Consider the following 13,689-nt stretch of genomic DNA (forward strand, 5'->3'; position numbering starts at 1 on the left):
AAGCATACGATGAAGATAATCGACATGAAGTGCGCGGTGATCGGGGATAACCCGATTGTCCGGATCATCACCGACGAGGGAATTTCGGGGTTTGGGGAAGGCGAGTATTTCAAGCCGTACCTCAAGCCTTTCGTGCTGCACTTCAAGGATGCCATCGTCGGAGAGGACCCGACCGACGTCGAGCGTGTGATGCTGCGCATCCGCCGCCGTGGGGCGTTCAAACCGTGGGGCGCGGCGATCAGTATGATCGAGCACGCGCTGTGGGATGTCGCGGGCAAGGCCGCGGGGGTTCCGGTCTACAAGCTGCTGGGCGGCAAGGTCCGCGACAAGGTGCGGGTCTATAACGGCGCGATCCGGACCGAGATGAACGGAACCATGCCGGAGGATTATGCCAAGGCGGTCCGGCAGATGAAGGAACTGCCGCATGGCTTCTCCTTCGTGAAGATGGGCGTCGCCTTTCATAGCCCGATGAAGGACGACGTTCCGAATTTCCATTACGGGGAAAAGATGAAGCCGAACCCGTTCCACGGGTTCCACACGACCGGGCTGATGACCGAGCGCGGCATGTCCCACCTGATCTCCTGCGTTGCCGCGATGAAGGAAGAGCTTGGGGACGAGGTCGGGCTGGCACTCGACTGCGGGCCGGGCTTCACCCCGATCGATGCCCTGAAATTCGCCAAGGCGATGGAGCCGTTCAACCTGATGTGGCTCGAAGACATGATCACGGGCGACTACACGCCGTGGATCAATGCCGACGTCTATCGCGACGTGACGCAGGCCACGACGACGCCCATTCATACCGGCGAACAGATCTATCTGCGGCAGAATTTCAAGTCGCTGATAGAGGGACATGCCGTGAACGTTGTCGGGCCGGATCCTTGCGATGTGGGCGGTCTTGCTGAGATCAAGTGGATCGCGGAATACGCCGACTTGCACGGCATCATGATGGCGCCGCACGGCACCGGGAATGGCCTTCTCGGCCTTGCCGCGCTGGTGCAGGTGTCAGCCACGATGCCGCTCAACTTCATCGGGTTCGAACTGCCGACGGGACGTCCCGACTGGTGGTTCGACATCGTCGACGGGCTGCCGGATCCGCTGGTCAAGGACGGCATGATCACCGTCTGGGATCGTCCCGGTATGGGCGCTGACCTGAACCCGGACCGGACGCAACCGTACCTCAAGGAAGAAGACAAGGATTTCTTCGAATGACCCATACGCCGGACATCGTGCGCCCCGACAAATCGGTGACCGACGCGCTGCGCAATATCGGTGCCGCGACGGCCAGCGCCGAACTGCACCGCCTTGGCATCCGCAACACGCATATCGAAGGCGTCACGACCTGGACGCCAGGCAAGTCCGTTGTCGGGCCGGCCCTGACCCTTCAGTTCATGCCGATCCGCGAGGATGTTTACGAGGACAGCGAATACAAGGATCCCGAGTCACAGCTTCACCGCCACGCGCTTTATCACGCGCAGGCGGGCGATATCGTAGTGGTGGATGCGCGTGGCAAGCTCGACAGCGGCGTCTTCGGCGAGATGATGATGACCTATCTTCACGGGCGCGGCGGGCAGGGGGTGGTCATCGACGGCGCCTTGCGTGACTGGCCGAACATACAGAAGATCGACATCGGCTGCTGGATCAAGGGTGTCACGCCGAACTACCACACCCAGCGCGACATCTTCCCCTATGCCGTCAACGTGCCCATCGCCTGCGGAGGCTGCTATGTCGCCCCGGGCGACATCATTGTCGCTGATGACGATGGCGCCGTGGTGATCCCCATCGGCATGGTCGACAAGCTGCTCGCCCGGGCCAAGGGCCACGTGGAGTGGGAGGAATTCTCGCGCCAGAAACTCTCTGAAGGGGGCGACCTGCGCCGCTACTACCCGATGCGTGAGGGCACCGAGGCCTGGGCCGAATACGAGGCCTGGAAAGCCGCGAAACAGGGTTAGGGCCGAGCGCCCCGCCATCCGAATCAATCGAGGAAAGAGGATCAAGCGGTGAAAATCACGGATCTCAAATGCGCCGTCATCGCAAGCAGCCCCGTCATCCGCATCACCACGGACGAGGGCATCACTGGCTGGAGCCAGATCGAGACGCCGAAGCCATATCTCCAGCCCATCGTGCTGCAGCTGAAGGATTGGATCGTCGGGCAGGACCCCCGGAACGTGGAGCGCGTGATGCGCCGGATCCGCGTGAGGGGTGGCTTCAAGCCTTTCGGCTCGGCGGTCAGCGCGATCGAGCACGCGCTTTGGGACATCGCGGGCAAGGCCTTGAACGCGCCGGTGCACCGGCTGCTGGGTGGGAAAGTGCGCGACGAGGTGCGGACCTATCGGACGCTTTACCATCGTGAAGCCGGGGTCGGCCATTCTCCAGCGGATTATGTGAAATGGGCCGAGTTCGGGAAGTCGCTGCCCGAAGGTTTCACGATGTTCAAGCTGCCGACATCGTTCCACTCGTCCATGGTCGCCGACGTTCCGGATTTCTTTTACGGGTCAGTGCAGACGGATGCGCCGTTCCCATATCCGCATAAGGGCGTCATCACCGAAGACGGCATGAAATACCTCGTCGACTGCGTCACGGCGGCAAAGGAAACGCTCGGTACGGCCTGCGGCCTCGCTGTCGATGCCGGCCCCGGATACATGCCACAGGACGCGCTGCGATTTGCGCGGGCGGTCGAACCGCTGAACCTTTTGTGGATCGAGGACATGATCACCGGCGACTACTCGCCGTACGTGAACCACGATGTTTATCGCGACGTGACGCATGCCACGACCACGCCGATCCACACCGGAGAGCAGATCTACCTTCGTCAGAACTACAAGCACCTGATCGAAAGCCACGCGGTCAACGTTATCGGGCCCGACCCTTGCGATGTGGGCGGCCTTGCCGAGATCAAATGGGTGGCCGAGCACGCCGACCTTCACGGCATCGCCATCGCGCCGCACGGCACGGCGAACGGAATCCTCGGACTGGCGGCCCTGATCCAGGTGTGTGCTGTGCTTCCGGACAATTTCATCGCCTTCGAGTATCCGGCCCGGTTCGAACCGTTCTGGTACGACATCACGGAAGGGTTCGACGGAGTGCCGGTGAAGAATGGTCGGATCGCTGTTCCCGATCGTCCCGGCCTTGGCGTGAACATGCTCGAGAAGGAGGCGCGTAAGTACCTGACGGAAGGTGACACCGACTTTTTCGACTGAGAACTGGTCGAGCCGGCGACTGTACCTGTCCGGTCAGCTTCATTCGGCGCCGGACCACAGGCTCACGATTTACGCGCTCTGGTTTCGACGAAGCGCATCATCGCGGAGAACACCTTTTCCCGGTTGCTTCGCCACGCGAAGCCGTGGCCCTCGTGGTCGATGCGGATCAGTTCGCAGTCGTGGCCCCGGCCAATCAGAGAAGCATAGACCAGTTCGCTTTCGGCCGGTGTAACCCTTGGATCGTCGCCACCATGTGCAAGGAACAAGGGCGTAAGGATATTGTCGACCTTCCGGTAGGGCGAAAGCCGCGCCAGCAATGCGCGCCCCGCCTCGGTATCCAGGTCGCCATATTCAACGGCGCGCAATTTGCGCCGCCAGGGCCCTGTCGCCGAAAGTAGCGTGTAGAAGTCGGCAATGCCGTAGAAATCGACTGCCGCACACCAGTCCTCAGGGTACTCGGTAATGCTGGCAAGGACCATGAACCCGCCATAGCTCTGGCCGGAGACCACCATGCGGTCGGCGTCGACATCGGGACGGGCCGCAATGGCATCCCGTATGGCCTTGAGGTCACGCACCGCATCCATCCGTTTTTCCAGATCGTCGCCTGCCTGCCAGTCGCGCCCGTACCCGGTGGAACCGCGCACGTTGGGAGCGACGACCAGCCAGCCTCGTCGCGCAAGGTACTGAACGTCGGACCGCCAGTGCGCGGCGTATTGCGATTCCGGGCCCCCGTGGACAACGAAGAAGACCGGGTAGCCGCTGGGCGGGGCAGGTGTCCGCGGTGTAAAGACAAAGGCCGGAGCCTCTGCGCCATCGAAGCTTGTGAAGCTCTCGATATCCGGTTCGACAGTGTCTTCTTCCGTCAGAACCGGCGCTCCGGCGCAGAGAATGGCGGTGTCACTGCCATCCAATGCGATCTGCAATATGTGGGACGGACCACGGAAGCTCGTCAGTGCGATGATGACGGCATCCTGCTTAGGTGCAAAGATCAGGGTGGTGATGCGTCCCGCTTGGGGAAGCTCAAGCTCCGTTTCAGCGCCAGTTGCATTATCCAACAGGACCAGGCGGCTGTAACCATGATCGTTCCAGGCATAGGCGATTGTTGTTTCGTCCTTGCTTATCGCGATTGCCTCCACATCGCCCGGCGGTTGGGCGCGCCAGTGCAGGTCTCCGCTTTGCGGGTCCAACTCAGCAACGCCGTGGAACGATTGATCGCGGTCCGTCGCCATCAGCAGGGCGTCTCCCTTGCGGATCCAGCGTGCGGCGTTGATATGCGCCCCGGTGCCGTGAACGCCGGACCCGGGCAGCAAAGTTCGTGACTCGCCGCCATCCAGGGGGAGCAGAAGCAGATTGGCATCAAACATCCCGTCGGGGTTTTCCTCGATAAGCAGTGCGCTGCCGTCGGGTGTGAAGTTGCGCGGCGTCCGCCAGCCAGGACCCGTCAGGATGACCCGGTCTTCGCCGCTATCGAGATTGCGAAGATGGATCTGCATTGCGGTGGCGTCGGCGGCATTGCTCGCATAGGCGATGCGTTTCCCTTCGGCATCGAAACAGCCCCAATTATGCACCGTTCCTGGGGTTTCGGTCAGCGGTTCTGGGCTTTCAGCGCCTTCGCGCAAGAGATTCAGCTGATGATGCTCGTTACCGCCGCTGTCGGTCGTGAACAGGATGTCCCGGCTCTTTGGACGGAACGCGAAGCTGCCGACCTTTTCGGTCAGCGACGTGCGGAGGATTGGCGGTGCATCCGGGTCGTTGAGATCGCGCGACCACAGCTGATCGAACCCGGTTTCATCGGACAGCCACGCCAGCACGTTGCCATCCTCGGACACTGCCGGAGACTGGTGGGCGCGCGGAGAAAGGTAGGTTTCGATTGGCGGAAGGTCCAGTCCGTCTGCCAACCGATCCGAGGCTGCCCTCAATGCTGTGCTAAGATCGGGTGCCTCGGGGGTGGCCACGTGGTTGGCAAGTTCAACCAAAGTGAACCTTGCCTCTGGCCAGGCTCGGTGGAGGTCCCAGGCACTTTGCGCAGGCGTCACGACGTCGTAACGGCCCTGGACGATTTCACAGGGGAGATGGCGGATTGCATCTATGTTCTTGAGAATATGACCTTCCGGGAGGAAGAAACTGTTGCTGCAGTAGTGGGTGAAAATGCGCGATATCTCCAGTGCCGCCTTGGGCCGGGTCAGGTTGTTCACGTGCGGCGCACTCAGCAGCAATGTCTGCGTGCGGGCCGAAAAACCGCGCAACGCCTGAGCCGCCGGCATGTGCACCGCCGGGTCGGGGTCGATCAGCCGTGTGTAGTAAGCTTTCAGTAGGTCGTCGCGTTCCTCCTCGGGAACATGGCCAGCAAAGTCCTCGAACGCATCCGGGAACAGCGTACCGATACCGTGGAACCAGAACCGCACCTCATGCGGGCGGCCTAGCAAGACACCGTGTACTCGCAGACCAAGGCAACGGTCAGGATGGGCGATGGCATAAGCGAGGGTAAGGAAACTGCCCCATGAGCCGCCCGCGACCATCCAGCTTTCGATTTCCAGATGTTCCCGGATTCGTTCGATATCCTGGATGAGTGCCTGGGTGTCGTTGTCGTCCAGCAAGGCGGACGGGGTCGACCGGCCACAGCCGCGCTGATCGAACAGGATGATGCGGTATCTTGCCGGATCGAAGGTGCGCCGTTGCGGCGGTTTCGCACTGCCGCCTGGTCCACCATGCAGAAAAACCACCGGAATTCCGTCCGGGTTTCCCGACTCTTCGACATAGAGAACATGAGGCGGATCGACTCGGACTTCGTGCGTCGCGTAGGGGCGAACCGGCGGATAGAGTGCCTCATTATTCATCTTCGTTCCTTCGGGTGGGTTGTTTCTTGGGCGTAGGCAGCTGCGGACGAGACTGACCGGATGGAATCCAGAATTTTATGTCTTTCTTTCCGCTTCTAACGCGGAGGATTGTCATACAACCCGATGAGCGCAAGTGCCTGCTATTGGAAATCGGTCAATTGCGCTCACACCAAGAAAATATTCCATACAGGGATCCGAAAACGATGAAAAAACACGCAAATTTCCTCAGGTGTGTGGCAGCCGCTGTCGCCTTGGGCGCCGTGCCGGCTTTGGCGGAAACGCCGGCTGATACGCTTCTGATGGCGCGCAACATCGACGCGATCAGCACGTTTGATCCGGCACAGATCGGCGAAGTCGTCACCAACGAGATGATCCAGAACATCTGTGACAGCCTCGTTTCGATCGATCCAGAAGACGAGGCCAGTGTCGTGCCGGCGATGGCCAAAGACTGGACTGTGTCGGACGATGGCCTGAAGATCACTTTCAATCTGGTTGAAGGTGCAACCTTTCCATCGGGCAACCCTGTCACTGCGAAAGATGTCGTCTGGTCGATGCAACGGGTGCTGAAGCTGGGCTTCGGCAATGCTGCGACACTGACCGAGTATGGCTTCAGCGAAGAGACGGCCGAAACGGATTTTGTCGCACTCGACGATTACACCTTCGAAATGAACCTTTCGCGCCCCTATCCGATTGCCCTGATCCTTCAGGCGGTGGCATCGAACCGCGTGGCAAACGTTCTGGACAGCGAATTTTTGAAAGGCGAAGAAGTCGATGGCGACTATGCCAACAAGTACCTGACGACGAACAGCGCCTGTGTCGGCCCGTTCGCCTTGCGTCAGTGGAATGCAGGCGAGGTCGTCATTCTCGAGGCAAACGAGAACTACTACGGCCCAGCCCCCAAGCTGAAACGCATCATCATCCGCCACGTGGCTGAAGCGCAGGCGCAGCGGCTGCTACTTGAGCAAGGCGATATCGACGTGGCGCGCGACCTGGGCGCGGAAGACCTGCGCGACCTGAAAGAGAACCCGGACCTCGAAGTCGTTTCCACACCGCTCCATCAGCTTTACTACATGGGTTTCGACAGCGCCAAACCGGAGTTCGCGGATGACCGCGTGCGCCTCGCCTTCAAGTACCTGGTCGACTATGACGCCTTGGCAGACACGGTCATGGCGTTCCTTGGTGTGCCGCGGGCAAGCGTCGTACCATTGGGGGCGCTTGGTGCGTTGGACGAGGAAGAGGGACAACCGTTCTCGCTCGATCTCGACAAGGCCAAGGAACTGCTGACCGAAGCCGGTTACGGCGACGGTTTCTCGGCGCGACTCTTTGTCGGCACGCTACCCTACGTGGCTCCTATCGCTCAGCATGTGCAGGAAAACGCCGCGAAGGTTGGCATCGACCTGCAGATAGAGCAGATGGCCAATGCGCAGCTGTTCTCGGCCTTCCGCGGACGGGATTTCGACACCATCATGCTGTCCTGGCAGACATCCGTGCCGCACGCACATGGCATGTTGTCGCGTCACGCGGTGAACCCGGACAACTCGGATGAAGCGGGGCTGACAATGTTCCCGACCTGGCGCGCATCCTGGTACAACGAGGACTTCAACAAGCGCGTGGACGAAGCCCTGTTCGAAAAGGACGAAGCCAAGCAGATCGAGATGTACAAGCAGCTTCAGCTTGATCACATGATGCACGGACCGTTCGCCTATATGTTCCAGCTTCTGGACACAGCCGTACTGGGCAGTTCCGTGACCACATGGAAATGGAACGCCTTCCGCGTCTACTACGCCGATATCGAGAAAGGCTGAGCCATGTCGGCGAGCGATCTTGCCGGCTCTGCAGCCTCGAACCAGTCTGCCCCATCGATCCGGTGGGGCAGGGTGGCGCGCGAGGTCCTGCGTACCGTTGCCTCGGTCCTGGTAACGATCCTGGGACTGCTTGCGCTGACGTTCTTCATAGGTCGGCTGCTGCCGCTCGATCCGGTGCTGGCGATCCTGGGGGATGATGCCAGCCAGGAAGCCTATGACCGGATGGTTGTGCAACTCGGCCTCGACAAGCCGCTGTGGCAGCAGTTCCTGACCTATGTCGTCAACAGCCTGCAATTCGATTTCGGTACATCGCTTACCAGTGGCAAGCCGGTGACCGAGGACATTCTAAGGGTCTTTCCGGCGACGTTGGAACTGGCCACCGTGGCGATGATCCTGGGCACCGGGCTGGGCATTCCGCTTGGGGTTATTGCCGCCGCGAACCGGGATACATGGATAGATCAGGTGGTCCGGGTACTGTCGCTGATCGGGTACTCTGCGCCGATATTCTGGCTCGGACTGCTGGGACTGACAGTTTTCTATGCCGGGCTTGGCTGGGTCGGCGGGCCGGGGCGGATCGACATTCTGTATCAATACGATCTGACGCCAAGGACGGGCCTTTACCTGATCGACTCTGCTCTGGCCGGGCGTTGGGACATTTTTGCGGACGTCTTCAGCCGCATCGTCCTGCCCGCCTCGATCCTAGCCTACGGCGCGATGGCATATATCAGCCGGATGACCCGCTCATTCATGTTGGAACAGTTCAGCCAGGAATACATCGTCGCAGCGCGGGCCAAGGGCGCTTCTCGCACGCAGATGATATGGTCGCATGCATTCCCGAACATCGCGGTGCAACTCGTCACGGTCGTGGCGCTGTCCTATGCGTTTCTGCTGGAGGGCGCGGTGCTGACCGAAACCGTTTTTGCCTGGCCCGGCTTCGGACGGTATCTGACGACAGCCCTGCTCCGGGCCGACATGAACGCGGTTCTGGGCTGCACGCTGGTCGTCGGCTTGATCTTCATCACGCTGAACCTGCTCTGCGATATCTTCTATCGCGCCTTTGACCCGAGGACACGATGACCGATACGCCCGTTACTTCCTCGCGCACATCCCTGCGCGCCTGGCTGGAGGCGCCTGCGGCGAGCACTCCGCGGCAGGCACGCGCTCAGGCAGCCTGGCGTGGCTGGAAGCGGCTGTTGGCCAACCGGGCCGCTCTGGCCGGACTGATCGTGCTGATACTGCTGGTGGTGATCGCCGCAATTGGCCCGCTGCTGACGCCCTATTCTCCGATGTCACAGGACCTGAGTGTCAGGCTTCAACCGCCTTCGATGCTGCATCCGCTGGGGACGGACGATCTGGGGCGGGACATCATGACCCGGATCCTCTACGGCGCGCGCATTACACTGATGATGGCACTGCTGGTGGCGCTGATTGCCGGTCCCATAGGCCTGATCATGGGCGCCACGGCCGGTTATCTGGGCGGATGGTTCGACATTGTCGCGATGCGGCTGGTCGATATCTTCCTGTCTTTTCCGTCGCTTATCCTTGCTCTAGCCTTTGTTGCGGCGCTTGGTCCGGGGATCGAGAACGCGGTGATCGCCATCGCGCTATCCGCCTGGCCGCCTATCGCACGGCTGGCGCGGGCCGAGGCGCTGACTGTGCGCAAATCGGACTACATAGCTGCGTCGCGTCTCCAGGGGGCGAGCTCGACACGCCTGATCCTGCGTCATGTCATGCCAATCTGCCTGCCCTCGGTCGTGATCAGGATCACGCTGAACATGGCCGGCATAATCCTGACGGCTGCGGGCCTGGGCTTTCTGGGTCTGGGCGCGCAGCCGCCGAGCCCGGAATGGGGCGCGATGCTGGCGTCGGGGCGGCAGTTCATGCTAACGAACTGGTGGCTGGCCGCGACGCCGGGTGCTGCGATCATGCTGGTCAGCCTCGCCTTCAACCTGCTTGGCGACGGCCTGCGCGACGTGCTGGATCCGCGTGATGAGTGAACCATTGCTGGAAGTGAAGAACCTGCGTGTGGCCTATCCTTCGGCGCATGGCTACAGCGATGCGTTGCGGGGCATTTCGTTCGCACTTGGGCGAGAGAAACTGGGGATCGTCGGCGAGTCCGGATCGGGTAAATCGACGGCCGGGCGTGCGGTGATGCGTCTGCTGCCGCCAAAGGCGCGGGTAACTGCGGACGCGATGCAGCTATCCGGGGTTGACCTGTTGAACGCCAGTGAACGCAAAATGCGTGACATTCGCGGCGGGCGAATAGCGATGGTGCTGCAAGATCCGCGCTATGCGCTGAACCCGCTGAAGACAGTCGAATCTCAGATCGTCGAGTCCTGCCGCATCCACACCAGGGCGTCGCGCTCCGAAGCACGGGATCGCGCACTGGCCATGCTGGAGGATGTCCGGATACGGGATCCGCAGCGGGTTGCGCGGCTATACCCGCATGAATTGTCGGGAGGCATGGGACAAAGGGTGATGATCGCGATGATGCTGATCCCGTCGCCCGAACTGGTGATCGCGGACGAACCGACGTCGGCCCTTGACGTTACGGTGCGTGGCCAGATCCTGGATATCCTGAACGAACGTGTCGAAGCGCAGGGGGCTGGGCTCATCTTCATCAGCCACGACCTGCCGCTGGTCGGCGATTTCTGCGACCGGGTTCTGGTGATGTATGGTGGTCAGGTGATGGAGGAACTGGCCGCGCATGAACTGGCCAGGGCTACACATCCCTACACGCGCGCGCTGAACGCAAGCCTGCCGCCGCTTGACCGCAGGGTTGAGGAACTGATTGTGCCTGAACACGATCCCGAATGGCTGAGTGAAAGACGGGCATGACAGCGCCGAGCCTCGAGATAGTAAACCTTTCCGTCGCCTTCGGCAGTGACCGGGCCCGGGTACAGGCTGTGGACAATGCTGGTTTTCGTGTCGCGCCAGGTGAGTCTTTTGGGATCATCGGCGAGTCCGGCAGCGGTAAATCGACTATACTGCGTGCCATCTCCGGCCTGAACGACGAATACGACGGCAGCGTGCTGATCGACGGACGCGCAGCGCCGCGTCCGAGAAACAAGGCGTTTTTCAAGAACGTTCAGATGGTGTTTCAGGACCCCTACAGTTCTCTCCACCCGCGGCGCATGATCCGCGCCACGCTGATGGAACCGCTGGAGATACACCGTTTTGATCGGCGCGACGAACGTATTGCGCAGGCGCTGTCGGATGTAGGGCTCGCTCCGGAATTCGCCTATCGCTATCCGCACCAGCTGTCCGGTGGGCAGCGGCAGCGCGTTGCGGTCGCGCGTGCGCTGCTGTTGGAGCCGCGGATCATGCTTCTGGATGAGCCTACCTCGGCATTGGACGTTTCCGTGCAGGCGGGCGTTTTGAACCTGCTGAACACATTGCGCCTGTCCCGGGGCCTTACCTATGTGATGGTCAGTCACGACCTGCGAGTAATTGCGCATATGTGCAGCCGTATCGCCGTCATGACCCAGGGCAGGATCGTCGAGGAACTGAGCGCCGACGACCTGCGTTCGCAGAACGCTGAGCAAGACTACACCCGCGAGTTGATAACGGCGAGCCGCGTGGCACTGGCGGCGGAATGACCGTCCGATCTGGAAGGAAACAACTATGAAGACGAACGAAAATCCGATGTGGTCTCTGGTGGAGGCCAAACGGGAAGCGTTCATTGGCCTGTCCGACCGCGTGTTCGATACGCCGGAACTGGCCTATACCGAGCAGCAATCCTGCGCCGCGCATACCGCCATGCTCGAAGCCGAAGGGTTTCGCGTTCGAGAGAGCGCGGCGGGTATCCCGACCGCGGTCATCGGCGAAGCAGGCGAGGGCGGGCCGGTCATTGCCATCCTGGGGGAGTATGACGCGTTGCCGGGACTGAGCCAGCAACCGGGCCTGGCCGAACCGAAGATGATCAGCGAGACGGGCTACGGCCACGGTTGCGGTCACAACCTGCTTGGCGCCGCGGCCATCCTGGCCGCGACTGCAATGAAGGACTGGTTGGCCGCCGAGGGGATCGAGGGGCGCGTGCGCTACTACGGCTGTCCGGCCGAGGAAGGCGGCGCCGCGAAAACCTACATGGTGCGCGCGGGCCTGTTCGATGACGTCGATATCGCCATCACGTGGCATCCGGCGAGCTACAACGGAGTCGATGACGCACACTCGCTGGCCAACACGCGGATCGATTTCACCTTCACCGGCAAGGCTGCACACGCCGCAGGTGCGCCGGAACTGGGCCGGTCGGCGCTTGATGCGGTTGAATTGATGAACATCGGCGTAAACTACATGCGCGAGCATATGCCCGACGATGCACGGGTTCATTACGCCTATCTCGATGCTGGCGGTCCTGCTCCGAACGTCGTGCAGGCAAAGGCCACAGTCCGGCAACTGGTCCGTAGCCGCGACCTGAAGGGCCTTGCCGATCTGGTGGCGCGCGTGCGCGCCATATCGGACGGCGCGGCTCTGATGTCCGGGACAAAGGTCGAATCCAAGGTGTTCTCGGCGGTGTCGAACCTGATCGGCAATCGCCCCTTGGAAGAAGCGATGCAGGCTGAGTTCGATGCGCTGGGCCCAACGCCGTTCGACGCCGCGGACCTGGCGTTCGCGCACGAGATCCGCAAGACGCTGACGCCTGACGACATCGCCGACACGTTTCGGCGCCTCAGCATGAAACCCGACTATGACATGGCGATCTGTGAATTCGTGGCCCCATTGGACCGGCCGTTCGGGGGAGGAATGGGCTCCACCGATGTGGGGGACGTCAGCTGGGCCGTGCCGACGGTCCAGGCGCGTGTCGCAACCTGCGCGATGGGTACGCCGTTTCACACGTGGCAACTGACGGCCCAGGGCAAGGAACCTTTTGCCCACAAGGGGATGCTACATGCGGCCAAGGTCATGGCGGCAACCGCGCGGGCTGCGATGACCAGCGACGTTTTGAGGGCGGCGGCGAAGAAGGCGCATCGGGACCACTTGGCGGAGTATCCCTATACCTGCCCGATCCCGGCAGAAACCCGACCGCCAGTCGCAGCTGAATAGCGGAAGTGTTCCGTTCTAGGGGCGAGCGCTATTGATCCTGCGGCAGATTGGAGGGCAAGACCGCATCGCTAAGAGGAGGCGTCATTGACGGAGCAGGGCAGGCGGAGCTCGGCCACGGAGGAGCGCGAAAACGCGGTTTCGTCCCAGTTTCCACTGGTGCGGCAGAACGTTCTGCACAAAGTCCGGCGCGATATCGCCTTTGGAAAGATCGAGCCGGGTAGCCGGCTGACCGAAAGGGAACTCTGCGAGTCCCACGGTATCAGCCGGACTGCCGCGCGGGAGGTCATACGACAGCTCGATGCCGAAAAGCTGGGCGAGGTCGTGCCGCATCAGGGGCTGCGTATCGCCCGGCCAACTGAAAAGATGGTGCGGGAAATCTACGAGATACGGGCCGAATTGGAGACGCTGATCGTCCGCGCATTCATCGAGAAGGCCACGAATGCGCAGATCAAGCGGTTGCGAACAATCATCGGCGGTCTCGACAAGTCGATGAGGGATAGAGACATCGAGGCCGTGATCGATCTGTCCATTCGCTTCGTCACCTACATGAACGAAGCGGCAGACAAAGTGATCGCTGGCGAACTCCTGGCCCAACTGAACGCCCGCATAACCCTGGTGCGCGTCCTCGCGCTGGCGCAGCCGGGACAGACCGAGGTCGGTGTCGGGCAACTTGAGCGGATCCGTGAACGCGTTGCGGCGCGAGATGCAGCCGGCGCCGAAGCGGAGATACGGCACTACATGTCGACCGCACTGGCCTCGGCGCTGCAGCAGCTGAAACAGAACGGCGAGCAAAGTCTCTGAAGGATT

At 61.4% G+C, this 13,689-nt stretch carries 11 protein-coding genes; 10 read left to right on the plus strand and 1 reads right to left on the minus strand.

Annotated elements, in window-relative coordinates; all coding sequences use genetic code 11:
• Positions 1 to 9: 9 nt before the first annotated feature.
• From HCO70_RS02740 to HCO70_RS25085, 3 genes are read left to right on the plus strand one after another with little or no spacing between them, the layout of a single operon-like run.
• A complete protein-coding gene (locus HCO70_RS02740) occupies positions 10 to 1,209 on the plus strand; it encodes a mandelate racemase/muconate lactonizing enzyme family protein (RefSeq protein ID WP_172292831.1) in 1,200 nt (399 codons plus the stop codon).
• Positions 1,206 to 1,949 carry a ribonuclease activity regulator RraA gene (locus HCO70_RS02745; RefSeq protein ID WP_172292833.1) on the plus strand — a complete coding sequence of 248 codons (744 nt, stop codon included), beginning with the start codon at positions 1,206 to 1,208 and terminating at the stop codon, positions 1,947 to 1,949. The genes HCO70_RS02740 and HCO70_RS02745 overlap by 4 nt, the downstream gene beginning before the upstream one ends.
• A 48-nt stretch (positions 1,950 to 1,997) precedes the next feature.
• Entirely contained in the window at positions 1,998 to 3,197 is a 1,200-nt protein-coding gene (locus tag HCO70_RS25085) for a mandelate racemase/muconate lactonizing enzyme family protein (RefSeq protein WP_172292835.1), read from the plus strand.
• A 62-nt stretch (positions 3,198 to 3,259) separates the two neighbouring features.
• On the opposite strand, the gene pip is transcribed toward HCO70_RS25085, so the two are convergent.
• Complete coding sequence (gene pip / locus HCO70_RS02755) at positions 3,260 to 6,034, minus strand: prolyl aminopeptidase (protein WP_172292837.1); 2,775 nt, start codon at positions 6,032 to 6,034, stop codon at positions 3,260 to 3,262.
• A 299-nt stretch (positions 6,035 to 6,333) separates the two neighbouring features.
• Here pip and HCO70_RS02760 point away from each other — a divergent pair, with 299 nt between their 5' ends.
• The 7 genes from HCO70_RS02760 (at position 6,334) to HCO70_RS02790 (ending at position 13,683) form a co-directional block, all read left to right on the plus strand.
• The gene (locus HCO70_RS02760; RefSeq protein ID WP_253913097.1) at positions 6,334 to 7,839 is read left to right on the plus strand and encodes an ABC transporter substrate-binding protein; all 1,506 of its coding nucleotides are present in this window, start codon (positions 6,334 to 6,336) and stop codon (positions 7,837 to 7,839) included.
• Positions 7,840 to 7,842: 3 nt separating this feature from the next.
• On the plus strand, positions 7,843 to 8,916 hold the full coding sequence (locus HCO70_RS02765) for an ABC transporter permease (RefSeq protein WP_172292841.1): 1,074 nt from the start codon (positions 7,843 to 7,845) through the stop codon (positions 8,914 to 8,916).
• The gene (locus HCO70_RS02770; protein ID WP_172292843.1) at positions 8,913 to 9,836 is read left to right on the plus strand and encodes an ABC transporter permease; all 924 of its coding nucleotides are present in this window, start codon (positions 8,913 to 8,915) and stop codon (positions 9,834 to 9,836) included. Before HCO70_RS02765 ends, HCO70_RS02770 begins: the two co-directional genes overlap by 4 nt.
• Complete coding sequence (locus HCO70_RS02775; protein WP_172292845.1) at positions 9,829 to 10,677, plus strand: ABC transporter ATP-binding protein; 849 nt, start codon at positions 9,829 to 9,831, stop codon at positions 10,675 to 10,677. Before HCO70_RS02770 ends, HCO70_RS02775 begins: the two co-directional genes overlap by 8 nt.
• The gene (locus HCO70_RS02780; RefSeq protein WP_172292847.1) at positions 10,674 to 11,438 is read left to right on the plus strand and encodes an ABC transporter ATP-binding protein; all 765 of its coding nucleotides are present in this window, start codon (positions 10,674 to 10,676) and stop codon (positions 11,436 to 11,438) included. The genes HCO70_RS02775 and HCO70_RS02780 overlap by 4 nt, the downstream gene beginning before the upstream one ends.
• A gap of 25 nt (positions 11,439 to 11,463) precedes the next feature.
• The gene (locus tag HCO70_RS02785) at positions 11,464 to 12,882 is read left to right on the plus strand and encodes an amidohydrolase (RefSeq protein WP_172292849.1); all 1,419 of its coding nucleotides are present in this window, start codon (positions 11,464 to 11,466) and stop codon (positions 12,880 to 12,882) included.
• 84 nt (positions 12,883 to 12,966) lie between these two features.
• Positions 12,967 to 13,683 carry a GntR family transcriptional regulator gene (locus HCO70_RS02790; protein ID WP_172292851.1) on the plus strand — a complete coding sequence of 239 codons (717 nt, stop codon included), beginning with the start codon at positions 12,967 to 12,969 and terminating at the stop codon, positions 13,681 to 13,683.
• Positions 13,684 to 13,689: the final 6 nt, after the last annotated feature.

Origin of the sequence: Pseudoruegeria sp. HB172150 (assembly GCF_013184805.1) — a bacterium.
Taxonomy (GTDB): Bacteria; Pseudomonadota; Alphaproteobacteria; order Rhodobacterales; family Rhodobacteraceae; genus Psychromarinibacter.

What these genes read in the sequence shown, in the direction of transcription:
- HCO70_RS02740 (WP_172292831.1), top strand. Translation starts at nt 10, where the DNA reads ATGAAGATAATCGACATGAAGTGCGCGGTGATCGGGGATAACCCGATT.
- HCO70_RS02745 (WP_172292833.1), top strand. Translation starts at nt 1,206, where the DNA reads ATGACCCATACGCCGGACATCGTGCGCCCCGACAAATCGGTGACCGAC.
- pip (WP_172292837.1), bottom strand. Translation starts at nt 6,034, where the DNA reads ATGAATAATGAGGCACTCTATCCGCCGGTTCGCCCCTACGCGACGCAC.
- HCO70_RS02760 (WP_253913097.1), top strand. Translation starts at nt 6,334, where the DNA reads ATGGCGCGCAACATCGACGCGATCAGCACGTTTGATCCGGCACAGATC.
- HCO70_RS02765 (WP_172292841.1), top strand. Translation starts at nt 7,843, where the DNA reads ATGTCGGCGAGCGATCTTGCCGGCTCTGCAGCCTCGAACCAGTCTGCC.
- HCO70_RS02770 (WP_172292843.1), top strand. Translation starts at nt 8,913, where the DNA reads ATGACCGATACGCCCGTTACTTCCTCGCGCACATCCCTGCGCGCCTGG.
- HCO70_RS02775 (WP_172292845.1), top strand. Translation starts at nt 9,829, where the DNA reads ATGAGTGAACCATTGCTGGAAGTGAAGAACCTGCGTGTGGCCTATCCT.
- HCO70_RS02780 (WP_172292847.1), top strand. Translation starts at nt 10,674, where the DNA reads ATGACAGCGCCGAGCCTCGAGATAGTAAACCTTTCCGTCGCCTTCGGC.
- HCO70_RS02785 (WP_172292849.1), top strand. Translation starts at nt 11,464, where the DNA reads ATGAAGACGAACGAAAATCCGATGTGGTCTCTGGTGGAGGCCAAACGG.